This is a genomic window from Variovorax sp. GW823-FHT04F07 (assembly GCF_058795995.1).
Window position 1 is genome coordinate 270,019 of record NZ_JBXAIG010000001.1, and the last position, 18,968, is coordinate 288,986.

Annotated in this window: 18 protein-coding genes; 16 read left to right on the forward strand and 2 right to left on the reverse strand. The window is 67.3% G+C overall.

The window, feature by feature from the left end; all coding sequences use genetic code 11:
• Positions 1–88: 88 nt before the first annotated feature.
• From adh to AC1RAA_RS01270, 4 genes are read left to right on the forward strand one after another with little or no spacing between them, the layout of a single operon-like run.
• Positions 89–1,609, forward strand: a complete 1,521-nt coding sequence (gene adh, locus AC1RAA_RS01255) for an aldehyde dehydrogenase (RefSeq protein WP_492726058.1) — start codon at positions 89–91, stop codon at positions 1,607–1,609.
• Positions 1,609–1,986 (forward strand): DUF779 domain-containing protein, encoded by a 378-nt coding sequence (locus tag AC1RAA_RS01260; protein WP_062476386.1) that lies wholly within the window; start codon positions 1,609–1,611, stop codon positions 1,984–1,986. The genes adh and AC1RAA_RS01260 overlap by 1 nt, the downstream gene beginning before the upstream one ends.
• Before the next feature lie 59 nt (positions 1,987–2,045).
• Complete coding sequence (locus tag AC1RAA_RS01265) at positions 2,046–2,255, forward strand: TOBE domain-containing protein (RefSeq protein WP_489057183.1); 210 nt, start codon at positions 2,046–2,048, stop codon at positions 2,253–2,255.
• 32 nt (positions 2,256–2,287) lie between these two features.
• Positions 2,288–3,043, forward strand: a complete 756-nt coding sequence (locus tag AC1RAA_RS01270; RefSeq protein ID WP_492726060.1) for a hypothetical protein — start codon at positions 2,288–2,290, stop codon at positions 3,041–3,043.
• Between the two features lie 37 nt (positions 3,044–3,080).
• On the opposite strand, the gene AC1RAA_RS01275 is transcribed toward AC1RAA_RS01270, so the two are convergent.
• Together AC1RAA_RS01275 and AC1RAA_RS01280 are read right to left on the reverse strand one after the other, a co-directional pair.
• Complete coding sequence (locus tag AC1RAA_RS01275) at positions 3,081–3,416, reverse strand: hypothetical protein (RefSeq protein WP_492726062.1); 336 nt, start codon at positions 3,414–3,416, stop codon at positions 3,081–3,083.
• 43 nt (positions 3,417–3,459) lie between these two features.
• Positions 3,460–4,380 (reverse strand): LysR family transcriptional regulator, encoded by a 921-nt coding sequence (locus AC1RAA_RS01280; protein WP_492726064.1) that lies wholly within the window; start codon positions 4,378–4,380, stop codon positions 3,460–3,462.
• Positions 4,381–4,521: 141 nt separating this feature from the next.
• Here AC1RAA_RS01280 and AC1RAA_RS01285 point away from each other — a divergent pair, with 141 nt between their 5' ends.
• From AC1RAA_RS01285 to AC1RAA_RS01340, 12 genes are all read left to right on the forward strand, one after another.
• Positions 4,522–4,938, forward strand: a complete 417-nt coding sequence (locus AC1RAA_RS01285) for a YjfI family protein (RefSeq protein ID WP_062476391.1) — start codon at positions 4,522–4,524, stop codon at positions 4,936–4,938.
• A 12-nt stretch (positions 4,939–4,950) separates the two neighbouring features.
• Entirely contained in the window at positions 4,951–5,673 is a 723-nt protein-coding gene (locus AC1RAA_RS01290) for a PspA/IM30 family protein (RefSeq protein WP_492726066.1), read from the forward strand.
• 2 nt (positions 5,674–5,675) lie between these two features.
• Positions 5,676–6,035: a hypothetical protein gene (locus tag AC1RAA_RS01295; protein ID WP_307636985.1), complete on the forward strand. Its 360-nt coding sequence runs from the start codon at positions 5,676–5,678 to the stop codon at positions 6,033–6,035.
• A gap of 42 nt (positions 6,036–6,077) precedes the next feature.
• On the forward strand, positions 6,078–6,722 hold the full coding sequence (locus AC1RAA_RS01300) for a ubiquinone biosynthesis protein (protein WP_492726068.1): 645 nt from the start codon (positions 6,078–6,080) through the stop codon (positions 6,720–6,722).
• Positions 6,723–6,843: 121 nt separating this feature from the next.
• Positions 6,844–9,012 (forward strand): flotillin family protein, encoded by a 2,169-nt coding sequence (locus AC1RAA_RS01305; protein WP_062476401.1) that lies wholly within the window; start codon positions 6,844–6,846, stop codon positions 9,010–9,012.
• Between the two features lie 14 nt (positions 9,013–9,026).
• Complete coding sequence (locus tag AC1RAA_RS01310; RefSeq protein ID WP_492726070.1) at positions 9,027–9,572, forward strand: TFIIB-type zinc ribbon-containing protein; 546 nt, start codon at positions 9,027–9,029, stop codon at positions 9,570–9,572.
• Between the two features lie 12 nt (positions 9,573–9,584).
• Positions 9,585–14,852, forward strand: coding sequence for a DNA repair ATPase (locus AC1RAA_RS01315; protein WP_492726072.1), 5,268 nt, complete (start codon positions 9,585–9,587; stop codon positions 14,850–14,852).
• Positions 14,852–15,550 carry a phospholipase D-like domain-containing protein gene (locus AC1RAA_RS01320; RefSeq protein WP_492726074.1) on the forward strand — a complete coding sequence of 233 codons (699 nt, stop codon included), beginning with the start codon at positions 14,852–14,854 and terminating at the stop codon, positions 15,548–15,550. Before AC1RAA_RS01315 ends, AC1RAA_RS01320 begins: the two co-directional genes overlap by 1 nt.
• Complete coding sequence (locus AC1RAA_RS01325; protein WP_095947466.1) at positions 15,550–16,323, forward strand: magnesium transporter CorA family protein; 774 nt, start codon at positions 15,550–15,552, stop codon at positions 16,321–16,323. The genes AC1RAA_RS01320 and AC1RAA_RS01325 overlap by 1 nt, the downstream gene beginning before the upstream one ends.
• Positions 16,324–16,434: 111 nt before the next feature.
• Complete coding sequence (locus AC1RAA_RS01330; RefSeq protein ID WP_492726076.1) at positions 16,435–17,607, forward strand: CaiB/BaiF CoA transferase family protein; 1,173 nt, start codon at positions 16,435–16,437, stop codon at positions 17,605–17,607.
• Entirely contained in the window at positions 17,604–18,587 is a 984-nt protein-coding gene (locus tag AC1RAA_RS01335; protein ID WP_492726078.1) for a hydroxymethylglutaryl-CoA lyase, read from the forward strand. The genes AC1RAA_RS01330 and AC1RAA_RS01335 overlap by 4 nt, the downstream gene beginning before the upstream one ends.
• Positions 18,584–18,964 (forward strand): VOC family protein, encoded by a 381-nt coding sequence (locus AC1RAA_RS01340; RefSeq protein ID WP_492726080.1) that lies wholly within the window; start codon positions 18,584–18,586, stop codon positions 18,962–18,964. The genes AC1RAA_RS01335 and AC1RAA_RS01340 overlap by 4 nt, the downstream gene beginning before the upstream one ends.
• Positions 18,965–18,968 lie beyond the last annotated feature (4 nt).

The window sequence follows — 18,968 nt, forward strand, 5'->3', positions numbered from 1 at the left end:
CCACGCGGGTATGCCGCTTGCGGTGCCTGTGCGGGCCGCCGCATGTCGCGGTGCCGCCTGTTCACACCTTACCCAACGGAGACAACCCATGGACATGCTCGAACCGGGCAAATTCGGTACCGCGGTGCCTTTCAAGGCGCGCTACGGCAACTACATCGGCGGCGAATGGGTCGCGCCGGTGGAGAACCAGTATTTCGGCAACATCACGCCCGTCACCGGCAAGGTCTTCTGCGAAGTGCCGCGCTCCAGCGCCGCCGACATCGAGCGCGCACTCGACGCCGCTCACAAGGCGAAGACCGCCTGGGGCCGCACCTCGACCACCGAGCGCGCGAACATCCTGAACCGCATCGCCGACCGCATGCAGGAAAACCTGGCCATGCTGGCCGCCGCCGAGACCTGGGACAACGGCAAGCCGATCCGCGAGACCATGGCCGCCGACCTGCCGCTGGCCATCGACCACTTCCGCTACTTCGCCTCGTGCGTGCGCTCGCAGGAGGGCGGCATCAGCGAGATCGACCACGAGACCTTCGCGTACCACTTTCACGAGCCCATCGGCGTGGTCGGCCAGATCATTCCGTGGAACTTCCCGATCCTCATGGCCGTGTGGAAGCTCGCGCCCGCGTTGGCGGCCGGCAACTGCGTGGTGCTCAAGCCCGCCGAGCAGACGCCGGTGTCGATCCTGGTGCTGATGGAGGTCATTGGCGACCTGCTGCCGCCGGGCGTTCTGAACATCGTCAACGGCTTCGGCGTGGAGGCGGGCAAGCCGCTGGCGTCGAGCAACCGCATCGGCAAGATCGCCTTCACCGGCGAGACCACCACGGGCCGGCTGATCTCGCAGTACGCGAGCCAGAACCTCATTCCGGTCACGCTGGAGCTGGGCGGCAAGTCGCCCAACATCTTCTTTGCCGACGTGATGGAGCGCGACGACGCCTTCTTCGACAAGGCGCTCGAAGGCTTCACGATGTTCGCGCTGAACCAGGGCGAGGTCTGCACCTGCCCGAGCCGCGCGCTCATTCAAGAGTCGATCTACGACCGCTTCATGGAGCGCGCACTGAAGCGCGTGGCCGCCATCAAGCAGGGCAGCCCGCTCGACGCGGCCACCATGATCGGCGCGCAGGCCTCGAGCGAGCAGCTGGAAAAAATCCTGTCTTACCTGGACATCGGCCGGCAGGAAGGCGCGCAGGTGCTCATCGGCGGCGAGCGCCAGCAGCTCGACGGCGACCTGGCCGATGGCTACTACGTGAAGCCGACCGTGTTCCGCGGCCACAACAAGATGCGCATCTTCCAGGAGGAAATCTTCGGGCCCGTGGTGTCGGTCACCACCTTCAAGGACGAGGAAGAGGCGCTGGCGATTGCCAACGACACGCTCTACGGCCTGGGCGCCGGCGTGTGGAGCCGCGACATGAACCGCGCCTTCCGCATGGGCCGCGGCATCCAGGCCGGGCGCGTGTGGACCAACTGCTACCACCGGTACCCGGCGCACGCGGCCTTCGGTGGCTACAAGCAGTCGGGCATCGGGCGCGAGAACCACAAGATGATGCTCGACCACTACCAGCAGACCAAGAACCTGCTCGTGAGCTACAGCGAGAACAAGCTGGGCTTCTTCTGATGACCGGCGAGGTCCTGCGCGTCACCGCGACCGACGCGGCGCTCGCGCTCATCGACGACCTCGCCGCACGGCACGGCCCGCTGATGTTCCATCAGTCGGGCGGCTGCTGCGACGGCAGCGCGCCCATGTGCTACGCCCAGGGCGAGTTCATCGTGGGCGACTACGACCGGCTGCTGGGCCGCATCGGCGGCATGCCGTTCTACATCAGCGGACCGCAGTTCGAGTACTGGCAGCACACGCAGCTGATCATCGACGTGGTGCCGGGGCGCGGCGGGATGTTCTCGCTGGAAGGGCCGCTGGGCGTGCGCTTCTTGACGCGCTCGCGGCTGTTCACGGAGGCGGAGTGGGCGGTGCTCGAGGCGGAGGCGGCGGGGTAGGGCGGGGGCGTCGCGTCGATAAACTGGCGTGCTCGATTCCCCGTTCCCAGGAGCTCTCCATGAAGATCAGCGCACGCAACGTCCTGTCCGGCAAGGTCATCGCCATCGTCCGCGGCCCCGTCACCACCGAAGTCACGCTGGAGATCGCTCCCGGCGTGCAGATCGTCTCGACCATCACCAGCAGCTCGGCCGAGTCGCTGAAGCTCAGCGAGGGCTCGAATGCCTATGCGGTGATCAAGGCGTCGAGTGTGATGGTGGGCACCGATTGAGGCTGGAAACTGTCCTGCCCACGAAGCAGCTCGTGATCGAGGTGCTGGAGGGGCTGCTGTCCGGCAGGTATGACAGGACCGAGGTGGTCGCATGGTGGAACACCGTTTGCGATGTTCATGCCCTGCGTGGGCCCGGCACCTTGCTCGTACCTCTCGGCAATGCGGAAGGCTACTGGGAGTTTGTAAGTCTCTCTGCATTGCTCCTGCCCGCAAGAGATGACGGCCGCGATGGGGCCTATTTCATTCGCAATACGGACGTTTCCGAATGGTTGGCATACCTGACCTGTTCAGGAGAGCCATTGGAAAAGGGACTGGTGCACCGACATCGGTGGCCATCCAGTTTGGATCAGGAGGACTGTCTGTTGCTCTCGATGAATGACCCGGATGGCTTGTTGTTCTCGTCCATGGATATCAAGCCTGTGCGCGGTCTTGTGAACGACCTGGGATTGCCGACGGAATTCGCGTTGGTCGATTGGCAGGGGCAGCGGCTTTGGCTGGAAAGATGTTGCGATGACTATCCCCGGATCGGTCTTGTCTTCATCCATGGGTCTCTTGTTGGCGCAGCGCAGGCAGTGGCGTCGTTGCTCGCGACGATAGGCGTGAGTCCTAGACAACTGGATTGGGTCAACCCCGAGTTGGAAGACGGTCCTTGGGCGCTCGCACAGCTGGATGACAGCGGCAATGAGCTTGCGGTGATCGAGTACGCGAGCTTCGTCGAGGCGCGACTTTGGCAGGCGCAACTGGAGCGTAGCGGAACCAGGCAGGGCAGCCTTTTGCGGAGGGCGTAGCTTTGGATTGCTCGCTTCCGCGAAATGCGTCGGCGGTCTAGCGGTGCGAAAGCCTCGAAAGTGCCGTGAGCAGAAGCCAGCCGATCACGCAGACGATCGGGATGGCAACCGCGTAGACATTGAGCACCTGCCGCCAATTCAGTGGGACAGGCTGCTCGTGAAAGACCTGCCCGGTGTGTGTGACGTCCCGGCCGTGGAAATGGCTGTGGTCAACGGTTTGCTGTTCGGTCATCGGATACACGCGCCATGAACTCAAGGGCAGCAGAGGGATTCCAAAGAGCACGATCCACTTGGTCGTGATGTAGGTCCCGCCGATGTCGTGTTCGCGCGCGCCGTAGTAGCGCGTTCCGGTGCCATTCAATGTGTAGGGCATTTTTCTTTTCCTCCGCCCGGCAGCATAGCGGCTCCGCGTGCCGCTACGCCCCCGCCTGCTGCAGAAGCTGCCGCACCAGCAACTGCGTCGCCGGCGTCAGCGCCGCGCCCGCCTTCGTCGCCATCAGCAGCCGCCGCGTGGCCCAGGCGTCCCTCAGGTGCACCACCTTCAGGCCGAGTGCGGCCACCTGCGCCTTGCAGGCGGCCAGCGGCACCACGCCGATGCCGAGGTTGGCCGCGATCATGTGACACATCGCATCGAAGCTGCGCACCTGCACGCGCAGGCGCATCGGGATGCCGGCCTGCTCGGCCGCGCGCGAGGTCAGTTCGAGCAGCGAGCTGCTGCGGTTCAGCCCCACGAACTCGTGCGCGAGACAGGTCTTGAAATCGACCTGCTTCGCGCGCAGGCGCGCCAGCGGATGCGGCCTGGCGCACAGCACCACGAGCTCGTCGGTCTGGAAGGGCGCGACATCCAGGCCGTAGGCGGGCGTGTTCTCGGCGAACACGCCGACGTCGGCGAGGCCGTCGACCAGTGCGCGCACGATGTCGCCGCTCAGCTGTTCCTCGACCTCGACGCGGATATCGGGATGCTGTCCCAGGAACGCCGCCAGCGTGGTCGGCAGGAACTCCGTCAGCGCCGACATGTTGGCCCACAGCCGCACGTGGCCGCGCACGCCGCTGGCGTAGTCGCCCAGCTCGTTGCTGAACTGCTCGAAGCCCTGGAAGAGGCGCATCGCATGCTGCATCGCCACATGCCCGGCCGGTGTGAGCGCGATGCCCTGGGCGCTGCGTTCGAGCAGCTTGGAGCCCGTGGCGGCTTCGAAGTCGGACAGGCGCCGGCTCGCCGCCGAGAGCGCGAGGTGACACGCTTCCGCGCCCTTGGTGATGCTGCCTGACTGGGCGACGGCGCAGAACAGGCGCAGCGTCACGAAATCGACACGCGCGGGGTTGATGGTGGGGGCCATCTGCGGATTCTAGAGAGCGCGCCAGTGCCGAAAGTCATGCGCACGGGTTAAAAGAATTTTTGACATGTTATGTCGCTGCACCTATAGTGAATCCATCGAAGCATCGCGCGCTTCCCACGGTAGACAACCCAAAGGAGAGGTATGCAATCACTGCTGGATCAACTCGAAGGCCTCGATGTGCTGGCCGGTGCCGCGATGGGCGGGCTGTCTGTTCAGCTGCAGCCGATTCCGGGCAGCACGCCGGTGGTCCAGGTGAGCATCGAAGGGCGTGACGAGCTGCCGATCTTCGTCACCAGCTCCGACATGCAGATCATCTGCATCTGCTACCTCTGGACCGAGGAAGACGTGAAGCCCGCGCGGCGCACCGAGCTGCTCGAATCGCTGCTCGACCTCAACCCGTCGGTGCCGCTGTCGTCCTTCGGGCGCGTCGGCGGGCGCTACGTGCTCACGGGGGCGCTGGGGCGCAACGCGAGTGTGGAAGACATCGCACGCGAAGTGGCCGTGCTCAGCGACAACGCGCTCGATGCGCTCGACGCCTTGTCCGAATTCCTGAATTAAGCGGAGATCATCATGACAGTCATCAAGAAGCTGGTCACCTTGCTGCGCGGCAGCGCCCGCGAAATCGGCGAGAGCGTGATCGACAGCAACGCCACGCGCATCTACGAGCAGGAAATCATCGACGCCAAGCACAGCATCGAGAAGGCCAGGGGCGACCTCACGGGCGTCATGGCCAAGGAGATGCAGTCGGCCCGCGAAATCGAACGCCTGAAGGGCGAGGTCGCGCGCTACGAAGGCCTGGCGCTCGAAGCGCTCAACAAGACCCAGGAAGGCCTGGCGCTCGACGTGGCGGCCAAGGTCGGCACGCTCGAGCAGGAGCTCGAGGAGCAGGCCAAGGCCCATGCTTCCTACGCGCTGCAGGTGTCCCGGCTCAAGGACCTGATCAAGTCGGCCGAGGCGCGCATCCGCGAGCACGAGCGCGAGATCGGCATCGCCAAGACCACCGAAAGCGTCTACCGCGCCACGCAGTCGATCTCCGAGAACATCGGCAGCGGCGGCTCGCGCCTGGCCAGCGCGCGCGAGTCGCTGGAACGCATCCGCTCGCGCCACGAAGACCTGTCCGACCGCATGACGGCGGGCCAGCAGCTCGAGGACGAGTTCGGCCACAGCGCGCTCGAGAAGAAGCTGGCCGCGGCGGGCATCGGCAACGATGCCGACCGCACCGGCAAGGTGATGGAGCGCATCCGCGCCCGGCAGGCCAAGCCGTCCGAACCGTCCAAGCCGGTTCAGGAGTGACGATGGTGCGGGTCAAGCCGGTACGCTGGCAGGGCTCGGACGAGGCGATCCGCGCGGTCCAGGTGGCCTTCGACGTGGAGGAGGCCGTGCTCGAGGCCGTGCGCACCGCGGCCTTCGAGCAGCATGTGTCCACGCCCGACCAGATCCGGCAGGTGCTGGGCCTGGCGACCACCTCGAAGCCGAAGCGGCCGCGTCTCACCGTGTCGCTGAGCACGGCCGACTACGAATTTTTGGCGGCGCGTTATGGTCTGTCACCTGACGACCGCCTGGCCATCAAGGAGAGGGCCACGCGCGAACTGATTGCCTTTGCAGGCAAGGCGAACAAGAAGAACACCGGCACGAAGAAGCCGGGCGGCAGGTAAGAAGAAAAGAGAACAACAACCAACCCGCACGCGGGAGGATCAATGGGCGATTTCATGGGAGCGGTGACGGGGTACCCCACCGCGATCTACACGGTGCTGCTCGGCGTCGTGGTGATCTATTGGGTGCTCGCGGTGGTCGGCATGGTCGACTTCGAGAGCAGCGGGATCGACGTCGACCTGCAGACGCATGCCGACGGCGACACCAGCGACATGGGCCAGATCGCGAGCTACGTGGTCGCCTTCGGCCTGAACGGCGTGCCGTTCTCGGTGGCCGTGAGCCTGCTGGTGCTGGTGGCCTGGACGCTCTCGTGCCTGGGCGGCGAGTGGCTGCTGCCACTGGTGCCGACGATGGTGCTCAAGCTGGTGGCCGGCACGGTGCTGCTGGTGGTCAGCGCGGCCCTCGCCATTCCGGTGACGGCGGTGGCCATCCGCCCGCTCAAGAGCCTCTTCGTGAGCCACACGGCCGTGAGCAATGCGGCGTTGGTGGGCCAGGTCTGCCGCGTCGTCACCGGCGTGGTGAACGAGAAGGACGGCCGCGCCGAAGTGGCGCGCCGTGGCGCCAGCCTCAACATCCGCGTCTGGGCGCCCACGCCCAACGCCCTCAAGCGTGGCTCGCACGCGCTCATCCTCGAATACGACGAGGTGGCCGCGCGCTACCTCATCGCGGCGCACGAAGACATCGTCTGAGAAGGCGTGAACGAACCCGCCATGTCCGTTCATCGGCCACGCCGGATTCATTCACACCTTCTGACCGCGCGCATCCCTCACCCAAGTTCGTTCGCTCGCTCTTAAAGCATCTGGAGAAAAAATGGAGCCCATCATCTTCGCCGTGGTCATACTGGCCGTCGTCATCCTCGGCCTGTTCGCGATGTTCGCCAAGTTCTATCGCAAGATCGAACAGGGCCACGCCCTCATCGTGAACACGCTGCGCGCCGAGCCCGAGGTGACCTTCACCGGCCGCATGGTCTACCCGATCATCCACAAGGCCGAGCTGATGGACATCTCGGTCAAGACCATAGAGATCGACCGCTCGGGCAACGAAGGCCTCATCTGCCGCGACAACATCCGCGCCGACATCAAGGTGAAGTTCTTCGTGCGCGTCAACAAGACCGCCGACGACGTGCTGAAGGTGGCGCAGGGCATCGGCTGTGCGCGGGCCTCCAACCACGAGACGCTCGAAGAGTTGTTCTCCGCCAAGTTCTCCGAAGCGCTCAAGACCGTGGGCAAGTCGATGGACTTCGTCGACCTGTACCAGGCGCGCGACGGCTTCCGCGACGAGATCATCAGCCAGATCGGCAACGACCTCTCGGGCTACGTGCTTGAAGACGCCGCCATCGACTACCTCGAGCAGACCCCGCTGTCGGAGCTGGACGCCAACAACATCCTCGATGCGCAGGGCATCAAGAAGATCACCGAGCTGACGGCGGTCGAGCACGTGCGCACCAACGAGTTGCGCCGCAACGAGGAAATGCAGATCAAGAAGAAGAACGTCGAAACGCAAGAAGCACTGCTCGAACTCGAACGCCAGCAGGCCGATGCCACCGCGCGCCAGCAACGCGAAATTGCCAGCGTGCGTGCCCGCGAGGAAGCCGAAACCTCCAAGATCCAGTCCGAAGAGCGCACCAAGTCCGAAACCGCGCGCCTGATGGCCGAGCAGTCGGTCTCGGTGCAGCAGGAGAACGTGCAGCGCGAAAAGGAAGTGGCCGAGAACAACCGCAAGCGCGCGGTGGCCATTGAGGAAGAAAAGGTCACGCGTGCCCGCGATCTCGAAATTGTCGATCGCGAGAAGGAAGTGACCCTGCAGCGCATCGAGAAGGACAAGGCCGTCGAAGTGCAGAAGAAGGCCATTGCCGATGTGATCCGCGAGCGCATCGTGGTCGAGCGCACCGTGGCCGAGCAGGAAGAAGCCATCAAGGAACTGCGCGTGGTCGCCGAGGCCGAGCGCACCAAGAAGTCGGTCGTGATCATGGCCGAGGGCCAGGCCGAAGAGAAGATGGTGCTCGACGTGAAGGCCGCCGAAACGCAAGAAAAGCGCGCCCGCCACAAGGCCGCCGAAGAACTCACGCTGGCTGACGCCAAGCTCAAGGTGGCCGAGCGTGACGCCGAATCGAAGAAGCGCGAAGCCGAGGGCGTGGAAGCCATTTCCGCCGCACCGGGCCTGGCCGCCGCCAAGGTCGAAATCGCCACGGCCCAGGCCAAGCTGGCAAGCTTCGAAGCCGAGGCTTCGGGCAAGGAAAAGCTGGGGCTGGCCGACGTGCATGTGCGCCAGGCCGATGCCGACGCGATCCTCAAGGCCGGTCAAGCCGATGCGCAGGTCATCGAAGCCCGTTCGCAGGCCGAAGCGGCCGGCATGCGGGCCAAGTTCGAGGCCGAGGCCTCGGGCAAGGAAAAGCTGGGCCTCGCCGAAGTCAACGTGCGCACGGCCGACGCCGAGGCCACGCTCAAGTCGGGCCAGGCCGATGCGCAGGTCATCGAAGCGCGCTTCAACGCCGAGGCCAAGGGCCTGCACGAGAAGTTCGAGGCCATGAAGTCCATGAGCCCCGAAACCCGCGACCACGAAGAGTTCCGCATGCGCCTGGAAAAGTCGCACATCGAAACCATGAAGGGCATCGACGCGCAGACGTCCATCGCCAAGGAACAGGCCGACGTGCTGGGCACCGCGCTCGCCAACGCCAAGATCGACATCGTGGGCGGCTCGGGCGACTACTTCGACAGCTTCGTGCGCTCGCTCTCGGTGGGCAAGGGCATTGACGGCGTCATCTCCAAGAGCCAGGCGGTGCAGGTCGCCTTCAAGGAACAGCTCTCGGGCGAGCGCGACGTGGTGAAGGACCTGCGCGACATCGTCGGCGCGCTGGGCAACTCGTCGGGCGAGATCCAGAACCTCAGCGTCGCCTCGCTGATGAGCAAGATCGCCAACGATGGCACCGAGAGCCAGAAGTCGGCGCTGCAGAACCTGATCTCCTCCTTCCGCAACTGAGCCGGGGGCGCGCGATGAACCCGAACCTGAGGTGCAGTTGCGCCACCCATGCCGCGATGCAGCCCGTCGCGCTCGCCGAAGCCCTGCTCGGCGTGCAGTGCGGCGACTGCCACGGCATGGTGATGGACATGGACGACTGGCGCAGCTGGAAGGCCGCCGACCCGAAGCGCGTGCCGCATGAGGTCGACGACGAGGTGATCGAGGTGTTCGACATCGCCGCCGTGCGCCACTGCCCGGAATGCGAGCGGTTGATGCAGCGCCTGCGCGTGAGCGCCGGGCCCGACTTCCGCATCGACCGCTGCGTGGCCTGCCAGAACCTCTGGTTCGACCAGGGCGAATGGCGCGCCCTCGTGAGCCGCGGCCTGGCCGGCCGGCTCGACGAGCTGCTGTCCGACGGCTGGCAGCGCCGGCTGCAGACCGAGGAGGTGCGCGAGGCGCGCCTGGCCGCGCTGCGCCGCCGCTACGGCGACGACTGCATCGACGAGCTGGACCGCATCCGCGCCTGGCTCGACACCCAGCCTCACCGCGACGAATTGCTCGCACTGCTGCGCGCGGACTGACCGCGCCGATCCATGCAACCCACCGACGACACCGCAGCGCCGCCCGGCGCCCAGGCCCCCATCGACCCCACCGAAGCGCTGGTCTCCGGCAGCGGCAGCTACGACCTGCTGAAGAAGCGGCTCGAAACCCAGGGCGAGGGCCTGCTCAAGAAGACGCAGGCGCTCAACGAGCAGCGGCTGGCCGAGTTCGGCCGCTCCGACCAGGCGCTGATTTTGCGCACCCGCGCGCGCACCGAGAACAACGCGGTGGCGCGCGACATCGTGCGCATCGGCGACCTGCTGCTGTTCGGCTACAACGTCTTCATCGGCCTGCGCAAGGAAACGGCCGTGGGCGACGTGTTCGGCCTGTACCGGCTCGCATCGCCGGGCGAAGCCGCCACCGAGAACGACGAGCTGCAGCCCGTGCCGCTGGCCGGCACCTTCCTGGAAGACGCGCGCTTCGCCTCCGACTTCCGCGAGCTCTACGCCTACTACAAGCAGGCCACGCTGCTGCAGCTGCGCGTGACGCAGGACAAGCTGCTGGCCTCGTTCCAGATCGGCCAGCAGCTGCACGACGTGCGCGTGTTCCGCTGGGCCATCGAGCGCAACGGCAACATCAATTACATCGACAACCGCGGCGAGCGCGACATCGCCTTGCCCGCGAGCCACGATTTCGAGTGGACCGTGGCCACGCGCGAAGACCACGTGGGCGGCAAGCATCCGCACGTGAACGTGCTCGACACGGTGTTCGTCGAGACGCTGGGCGGCGACCTCACGGTCAAGATCGAGAACAACACCGAGACCGGGCTGGGCATCTACAGCGAGCCGGTGGAAGACAAGAGCCAGTCGCTCACCGACGCCGAGATCGCCTGGGCCAAGCTGGGCATGCTGATATTGCTGCGCGTGAAGCCCTACCGCGAGCAGGTCACGCGCTACCTGGTGTTCAACATCCGCACGCAGCAGGTCGAGCGCATCGACGCCATCGGCGGCTCCTGCGTGCAGCTTCCCGAAGACCACGGCATCATCTTTCCGGGCGGCTACTACCTGCAGTCGGGCGAGTACAAGCGCTTCGACCTGCCGGCCGAGGTGGTGGAAAACCTGCGCTTCAAGCGCATGCTGCGCTCGCCCAACGGCGAGGACGTGGCCTATGTGTTCTACGACCCGAAGCCGGGGCGCTATGCGCTGTTCAACTACAACCTGATCGACAAGAAGCTCGCCACGCCGATCATCGCCAACGGCTACGCGCGCTTTGCCGACGGCCGCATGCTGGTGTTCAATGGCGACGACGTCGAGCCCACGCGCGTGCACCCGATGCAGCTGTGGCAGACGCCGTTTGCCAGCGAAGAGCACGTGAGTGCACAGCCGCCCGCCACCGGCTTCTTCGGCAAGATCGGCAACGCCGAGCTGGTGCGCGGCGTGAGCGACCTCATGGGCATCGCCCGCGCGGTGCGCGAGCAGGCGCCTACGCGCGCCGCCTACGAAGACCTGATCCGCCAGTGCACCCGCGTGAGCGACGCCTATTTCTGGCTCGACGCGCCCGAGGCCACAGGCCTCATGGGCGAGCTGCGCAGCATCGCCGAGGTGGCGCGCAGCACGCTGGCCGAGTTCGAAAAAGTCGACACCATCCGCCGGGAAACCGCGCGCGCGCTGGCCCGCGCGGAAGACGAGCAGCACGCGCTGCTGGTCGACATTGCCAGCACACTCTGGCGCGCGCCCGACGATTTCGTGAAGGCGCTGGGCCGGCTGCGCGAACGGCGCGGCGCGCTGCAGATGCTCAAGGAGCTGCGCTACGCCGACCTGCCGCGCATCGCCGCGATGGACGCCGCGCTCGAGGTCGAGCAGCAGCGCATCGGCGAGCGCGCGATGCAGTTCCTGGCGGCCGACACGGCCTTCCACGGCCAGCGCCAGGCGCTGGACAAGCTCGCGCTCGAACTCCCCAACCTCGCCACCTCGCCGGCGCTCGGCCAGATGCTGGCCACGCTCGACGAGCAGGCGGCCGGCCTCGACCTGCTGACCGAGCAGCTGGGCAGCCTGCCGGGCGGCGATGCGGTGATCCGCACGTCGATCCTGGACCGCATCTCGCTGATCTATGCCGACATCAACCGCATGCGCGCCGATGCGCGTGCGCGGCGCAAGTCGCTGGGCGCGACCGAGGCGCGTGCCGAATTCGGCGCGCAGTTCAAGCTCTTCAGCCAGGCGGTCGAGAACGCGCTGGAGTTCGCCGACACGCCCGAGAAGTGCGACGACGCGCTCACGCGCCTGCTGGCCCAGCTCGAAGAAATCGAAGGCCGCTTCGCCGAGCAGGAAGACTTCCTGGCCGACATCGCCGAGAAGCGCGAGACCGTGTACGAGGCGCTGTCCGCGCGCCGCCAGAGCCTGGTCGACGCCCGCCAGCGCCGCGCGCAGGGCGTGGTCGACGCGGCGGGGCGCATCCTCGACGGCATTCCGCGCCGCATCGCGCAGTTCGGCGACCTGACGCAGGTGCACAGCTACTTCGCGGCCGACCCGATGATCGGCAAGCTGCACACGCTGATCGCCGACCTGCGCACGCTGGGCGCCGCGGTGCCGGCCGACGAGCTCGACACGCGCCTGAAGACCGCGCGCGACCAGGCCCTGCGTTCCATCCGCGACAAGCGCGAGCTGGTGAGCGAGGGCGGCGACACGCTGCGCCTGGGCCGCCACGCCTTCACCGTGCACCGCCAGCCGGTCGACCTGACACTGGTCGCTCGCGACGAAGGCATGGCCTACCAGGTGACGGGCACCGACTACCAGAGCCCGGTCGATGAGCCGCGGCTGCTGCCGCTGCAGCGCTACTGGAACCAGTCGCTGGTGTCCGAGACGCCCGAGCTGTCGCGCGCCGAATACCTCGCCGGCCGGCTGCTGGAGGCGCTGCTCGCCGGCAAGGCCGAGCGCACCTGGGCCGAGGTGCTCACGCTGCTGGCCGAAGACCCGCTGCATCCGCAACTGCTCGACATGGTTCGCCGCTTTGCCGCGGCCCGCTACCAGGAGGGCTACCAGAAGGGCATCCACGACGACGACGCGATGCGCCTGCTGGGCGCGCTCGTCGGCATGCAGGACCAGGCGGGCCTGCTCGCCTGGGGCCCGACCGAACGCGCGCTGGCCTTGCTCTACTGGCAGCACGGCCACCTGATCGCGCACCGCGAATCGATGCTGCGCCGCGCGCGTGCCGCGATGCAGATGCTGGCGCTGTTCGGCCGGCGCGATGCGTTGGAGCAGCTCGAAGCCGACATCGCGCGTGCACTGAACCACTTCGCCCGCGACGTGGTGCCCGACCTGCTGCCGCCGGCCGACGCTGAAAACGATGAGGAACGCGATGCACGCGACGGCCGCGTGACCACCCTGTGCGACCAGGCCGCCGCGTACCTCGTGCGCGAACTCGCCGGTCCGCATGGCGGCGAGACCTGGACCGTCTCGGGCGCGGGCGAGGACCTCGCGGCGGCGTTGCTGCGCGAGCTGGAGCGCGGCGGCCGGCGCGACGCGTGGCAGCACGACCTCGACGCCGCACCGCCCGCCGAGCGCTGGCGCCTGGCGCGCGACTGGGTGCGCGCTTACGCGACGCACCAGGCGCCGCAATCGGTCGACTGGACCGACGACGCGGCCAGCGTGCTGGCCATGCCGTTGCAGCGCACCCGCGTCAACGCGGCGCTCGACCGCACCGTCGAGGGACTGCGCGGCGAGCACCCGCGCGTCGCCGAAGGGCGCCTGACGCTGAACCTCAACGACTTCTGGCGCCGCTTCCTGTTCCACACCTTGCACGCGGTGCCGGGCTACGAGGCGCTGCACAGCTTGCGCCACGAGCTGCTCGAGCGCGAGAAGGCGCGGCTCAAGCTGAGCCAGTTCCAGGCCAAGCCGCTCTCGACCTTCGTGCGCAACCAGCTGATCGACGAGCTGTACCTGCCCATCATCGGCGACAACCTCGCCAAGCAGATCGGCTCGGCGGGCGAGGGCAGCCGCACCGACCGCATGGGCCTGCTGCTGCTGATCTCGCCGCCCGGCTACGGCAAGACGACGCTCATGGAGTACGTGGCGGACCGCCTCGGCCTGATCTTCGTGCGCATCAACTGCCCGGCGCTGGGCCATGGCGTGACGGCCATCGACCCGGCGAACGCGCCCAACAGCGCGGCGCGGCAGGAGCTGGAAAAGCTCAACCTCGGCCTGGCCATGGGCAGCAACGTGATGCTGTACCTGGACGACATCCAGCACACCAGCCCCGAGTTTTTGCAGAAGTTCATCGCGCTGGCCGACGGCACGCGCCGCATCGAGGGCGTGTGGAACGGCGAGCCGCGCAGCTACGACATGCGCGGCAAGCGCTTCGCGATCGTTATGGCGGGCAACCCCTACACCGAGTCGGGCGACGTGTTCAAGATCCCGGACATGCTGGCCAACCGCGCCGACATCTACAACCTGGGCGACGTGCTCTCGGGCCGCGAGGCGGCGTTCGCGCTCTCGTACATCGAGAACAGCCTGACCTCCAACCCCACGCTGATGCCGCTGGCCTCGCGCGACCCGAAGGACGTGCAGCTGCTGGTGAAGATGGCGCAGGGCCACGACGTGCCGAGCAGCGCGCTCTCGCACGCCTACAGTTCGGTCGAGCTGGAAGAGATCAAGGCGCTGCTGCAGCGCCTGTTCCGCGCGCGAGACCTGCTGCTGAAGGTCAACCTGGCCTACATCGCCTCGGCTGCGCAGCAGGAGAGCTACCGCATCGCGCCGCCGTTCAAGCTGCAGGGCAGCTACCGCAACATGACCAAGCTCGCGGGCAAGATCACGCCGCTGATGCGCGACGACGAGCTCGACGCACTGCTGCGCGACCACTACCGCGGCGAGGCCCAGACGCTGACCACCGGCGCGGAAGAAAACCTGCTGCGCCTGGCCCAGCTGCTCGGCAGCCCGACGCCGGAGGAGAGCGCCCGCTGGACCGCCATCTGCGACGAGTTCGTGCGCCAGCGAAAGCTCGGCGGCGCCGACGTGGACGGCAGCCAGCGCATCGCGAGCAGCATGCTCGACGTGGCGCGTGCGGTCGATGCACTCAAGCCCGAGCCCAAGCCCGTCGCAGAGGGGCCGAACGAAAGCCAGCGCCTGGCCGACGCCATGCTGCAGATCGCCGTGACCTACCGCGAGCTGATCCTGCCGCTGGTGACCGCCACCGAACGCCGGCTGGAACTCGACCGTTCGATCAAGCAGGACATGGAGCGCCTCGCCGCCGAGGTGCAGGCCACGCGGGCCGCGCCCAAGCGCGTGCCACCGCCACCATCTCCGCCCAAAGCCGACAAGGATCACTGATGTCCGCACTGCCCGAACTGCTGGCCCAACTCGACGCCACCCTGGCCGACACGCGCCTGAGCGACGACGAGCGCCGTGTGCTGGTCCACACCCTGCGCGAGGCCTCGCCGCCCGAAGACGGCCTGCGCCAGCTGCGCAACCGCGCCTTCGACCTCGTACGCTCGCGCACCGCCGACCCCGAGCAGCTGTCGCTGCTCAAGTGGCTCGAAGGCGTGGTGCGCGCGATCGACACCGGCCGTTCACCCGACAGCGTCACGGTGCGCTCGCAGGCCCACTTCAGCCCGGGCACGGCCTGCCTGCAGGCGATCAACCAGCAGCTGCGAACGGCGAAGCGCGCGGTCGACCTGTGCGTGTTCACGCTCTCGGACGACCGCATCACCGCCGAGGTGCTGGCGGCGCACCGGCGCGGCGTGACGGTGCGCTTCATCACCGACAACGACAAGGAGTACGACCGCGGCAGCGACGTCGGCCAGCTGCGCGCGGCCGGCATTCCGGTGGCGGTGGACCGCACCGAGGCCCACATGCACCACAAGTTCGCGATCTTCGACGGCGCGCGGCTGCTCAACGGCAGCTACAACTGGACCCGCAGCGCCTGCGAGTACAACGAGGAGAACCTGGTGCTGAGCAACGACCCGCCGCTGGTGCGCCGCTTCGCGGACGAATTCGACACCTTGTGGAAAGAACTGCAGGCCCCCTGATGCCAAGACGAATCGACTACGACTGGGAACTGCCCGCTGCCATGCAGCAGCGGCTGGGCGGCAGCACCTACGGCGCGCAGCGCATCATCCACGAGCAGGAGCACCTGATGGTGATCCTGCACGAGCCGCCCTCGGGCACCGGCGCCGAGCGCAAGCCCATCGTGTTCCTGCGCAAGCCCGACGGCGCATGGCTGCACAAGGGCAACAACCCCGGCGAGCGCGCGCTCGCCAAGCTGCTCGAAAGCTACCGCGCCGCGTTCAGCACCTTCGAGATCCGCCACCAGGCCGCCGAGACCTCGGAAGACCTGTTCCAGATCCTCGGCCCGCTGATCCCGCTCACCCGCGCCGCGCGGAACATGCAGGACACCCTGCAGGCCGCGCGCGATGCGGTGAAGGGCGACCTGATGCTCATCGACCAGCGCGACCTCGCGGTGGAGATCGCACGCGGCTTCGAGCTGCTGCTGGCCGACACGCGCATGTCGCTCGACTACCGGCTCGCACGCGCCGCCGAGGCGCAGGCGCATTCGGCCCTCGAGATGAGCCGTGCGCAGCACAAGCTCAACACCATCGCCGCACTGACCTTTCCGCTCATGGCCGTCGGCGCGGCCTTCGGCATGAACCTGCACAGCGGTGTGGAGAACCTGCCTTCGTGGGTGTACTGGCTCATCTTCGCGGCCGGCATCTGCCTGGGCGTGATGCTGCGCGGCTGGGTGAAGACGCCGGCCGAGCCGCCGGTGGTTGCCAGGCCTGCGTCCACGCTGAAGAAAAAGTAGGGCGCACCGCAGGGGGCTTCGCGTTTCGCGAAGGCCTGCTGCCATCCGAGCAATTCCGTTCATCGCCATCTGTTCCTAGAGTCGGGGCAACCCACCTGGAGACAGAGAAAGATGAACGCACTCGAAGGCCTGAAGGTGCTGGAGCTCGGCCAGCTCATCGCCGGCCCGTTCGCCGGCAAGACGCTCGCCGAGTTCGGCGCCGACGTGATCAAGGTCGAGCCCGCCGGCGTCGGCGATCCGCTGCGCAAGTGGCGGCTGCTGCGCGATGGCACCTCGGTGTGGTGGGAGGTGCAGTCGCGCAACAAGCGCTCGGTGTGCCTCGATCTGCGCAGCGCCGAAGGGCAGGAGGCCGTGCGCGCACTGGCGCGCGAAGCGGACGTGCTGATCGAGAACTTCAAGCCCGGCACGCTCGAAGGCTGGGGCCTGGGCTGGGAGCAGCTGCATGCGCTGAACCCACGGCTCATCATGCTGCGCATCTCGGGCTACGGGCAGACCGGCCCCTACCGCGACAAGCCGGGCTTCGGCGTGCTCGGCGAATCGATGGGCGGGCTGCGCTACCTCAGCGGCGAGCCCGGCCGGGTGCCGGTGCGCGTGGGCGTTTCGCTGGGCGACACGCTGGCCGCGCTGCATGGCGTGATCGGCGTGCTCACGGCGCTGCACCACCGCACGGCCCACGGCGGCGAGGGCCAGTTCATCGACGTGGCGTTGTACGAGTCGGTCTTTAACGTGATGGAAAGCCTGCTGCCCGAGTACGACGCCTTCGGTGCCGTGCGCGAACGGGCCGGCAGCGCCTTGCCGGGGATCGCGCCGACCAACGCCTACCGCTGCAGTGACGGCCACTACGTGCTGGTGGCGGGCAACGGCGACAGCATCTTCTGCCGGCTGATGCGCGCCATCGACCGCGCGGACCTGGAGAACGACCCCGGCCTCGTGCACAACGACGGCCGCGTGCTGCGCGTGGAAGAGATCGATGCGGCCATCGAAGCCTGGACCCTGCAGCGCAGCCGCGACGAGGTGCTGGCCGTGCTCGACGCGGCGGGCGTGCCGGTCGGTCGCATCTACACGGTGGCCGACATCGCGACCGATCCGCAGTACCTGGCACGCGAAATGATCGTGCAAACGCGTGGCTCCGACGGCGCGCTGCTCAAGGTGCCGGGCGTGGTGCCCAAGCTCAGCGCCACGCCGGGGCGCATCGCGCACGCGGCGCCGCGCCTGGGTGAACACACGGCGGACCTGCAGGGCGCGGGCTGGCCGGTGCGCAGCGCGGAAAGCGAGGCCCTATGAAAACCGGCAACGGCACGCGGCTGTTCATCAACGAGGTCGCCACGCGCGACGGCTTCCAGATGGAAAGCCGCTTCATCCCCACGGACGACAAGATCGCGTTGATCGACCGGCTCGGCACGCTCGGCTACGCCAAGATCGAGGTCACCTCGTTCACTTCGGCCCAGGCCATTCCCGCGCTGCGCGACGGCGAAGAAGTGATGCAGCGCATCGCGCGCTGGCCGGGCGTGGTCTACACCGCGCTCGTGCCCAACGTGCGCGGCGCCGAGCGCGCGCTCGAAAGCCGCATCGACGAATTCAACGTCGTCATGTCGGTCAGCGAGACGCACAACCTCAGCAACCTGCGGATGACGCGCGAGCAGTCGTTCGCCCAGCTGGCTGAGGTGATCGCGCTGGCGAAGCAGGCGAAGGTGCCGGTGAACGTGTCGCTCTCCTGCGTGTTCGGCTGCCCGATGGAAGGCGAGGTGCCGCTGGCCACGGTGCTCGGCTGGACCGACCGCTTTGCAGCGCTGGGCGTGCAGGGCCTCACGCTCTGCGACACCACCGGCATGGCCTACCCCACGCAGGTGCAAACCGTGTGCGAGGCCGTGCGCGCGCGGCACCCGGCATTGGAATGGACGGCGCATTTCCACAACACGCGCGGCATGGGCCTGGCGAACACGATCGCGGCGGTCGAGGCGGGCATCCGCCGGCTCGACATGTCGCTCGGCGGCATCGGCGGCTGCCCCTATGCGCCGGGCGCGACCGGCAACGTCGCGACCGAGGACGTGGTCCACATGTTGCAGTGCATGGGCTACGACACCGGCATGGACCTCGATGGGTTGATCGGCGCTGCGGCTGAACTCGAATCGCTCGTGCAGCACGAACTGCCTGGCCAGGTCTCGCATGCCGGCCACCGGCTGGCGCGTCATGCGCCGCCGGCCGATTTCAACGCCATCGTCGAGCGCGCAAAGGCGCGCCCCATCAAGAAGGAGAACGCATGATCGACCACCTGGATCACTTGGTGCTCACGACCGCGAACGAAGAGGCCTGCGTGCGCTTCTACATGGAGACGATGGGCATGACGCTGGAAACCTTCGGCGCCGGCCGCAAGGCCTTCCGCTTCGGCAACCAGAAGATCAACTTGCACGTGAAGGGCCACGAGTTCGAGCCCAAGGCCGAGCTGCCCACGCCCGGTTCGCTCGACCTGTGCTTCATCGCCAGCGTGCCGCTCGAAGAGGTCATCGCGCGGCTGCAAGCGCAGGGCGTGCCGATCCTCGAAGGGCCCGTGATGCGCACGGGCGCCACGTCGCGCATCCGCTCGGTCTACGTGCGCGACCCCGACCTGAATCTCATCGAGATTTCGGAGCTGGCGCCCTGACGCG

Coding starts and splice junctions, on each gene's coding strand:
- adh (WP_492726058.1), top strand. CDS start 89: ATGGACATGCTCGAACCGGGCAAATTCGGTACCGCGGTGCCTTTCAAG.
- AC1RAA_RS01260 (WP_062476386.1), top strand. CDS start 1,609: ATGACCGGCGAGGTCCTGCGCGTCACCGCGACCGACGCGGCGCTCGCG.
- AC1RAA_RS01265 (WP_489057183.1), top strand. CDS start 2,046: ATGAAGATCAGCGCACGCAACGTCCTGTCCGGCAAGGTCATCGCCATC.
- AC1RAA_RS01275 (WP_492726062.1), bottom strand. CDS start 3,416: ATGCCCTACACATTGAATGGCACCGGAACGCGCTACTACGGCGCGCGC.
- AC1RAA_RS01280 (WP_492726064.1), bottom strand. CDS start 4,380: ATGGCCCCCACCATCAACCCCGCGCGTGTCGATTTCGTGACGCTGCGC.
- AC1RAA_RS01285 (WP_062476391.1), top strand. CDS start 4,522: ATGCAATCACTGCTGGATCAACTCGAAGGCCTCGATGTGCTGGCCGGT.
- AC1RAA_RS01290 (WP_492726066.1), top strand. CDS start 4,951: ATGACAGTCATCAAGAAGCTGGTCACCTTGCTGCGCGGCAGCGCCCGC.
- AC1RAA_RS01295 (WP_307636985.1), top strand. CDS start 5,676: ATGGTGCGGGTCAAGCCGGTACGCTGGCAGGGCTCGGACGAGGCGATC.
- AC1RAA_RS01300 (WP_492726068.1), top strand. CDS start 6,078: ATGGGCGATTTCATGGGAGCGGTGACGGGGTACCCCACCGCGATCTAC.
- AC1RAA_RS01305 (WP_062476401.1), top strand. CDS start 6,844: ATGGAGCCCATCATCTTCGCCGTGGTCATACTGGCCGTCGTCATCCTC.
- AC1RAA_RS01310 (WP_492726070.1), top strand. CDS start 9,027: ATGAACCCGAACCTGAGGTGCAGTTGCGCCACCCATGCCGCGATGCAG.
- AC1RAA_RS01315 (WP_492726072.1), top strand. CDS start 9,585: ATGCAACCCACCGACGACACCGCAGCGCCGCCCGGCGCCCAGGCCCCC.
- AC1RAA_RS01320 (WP_492726074.1), top strand. CDS start 14,852: ATGTCCGCACTGCCCGAACTGCTGGCCCAACTCGACGCCACCCTGGCC.
- AC1RAA_RS01325 (WP_095947466.1), top strand. CDS start 15,550: ATGCCAAGACGAATCGACTACGACTGGGAACTGCCCGCTGCCATGCAG.
- AC1RAA_RS01330 (WP_492726076.1), top strand. CDS start 16,435: ATGAACGCACTCGAAGGCCTGAAGGTGCTGGAGCTCGGCCAGCTCATC.
- AC1RAA_RS01335 (WP_492726078.1), top strand. CDS start 17,604: ATGAAAACCGGCAACGGCACGCGGCTGTTCATCAACGAGGTCGCCACG.
- AC1RAA_RS01340 (WP_492726080.1), top strand. CDS start 18,584: ATGATCGACCACCTGGATCACTTGGTGCTCACGACCGCGAACGAAGAG.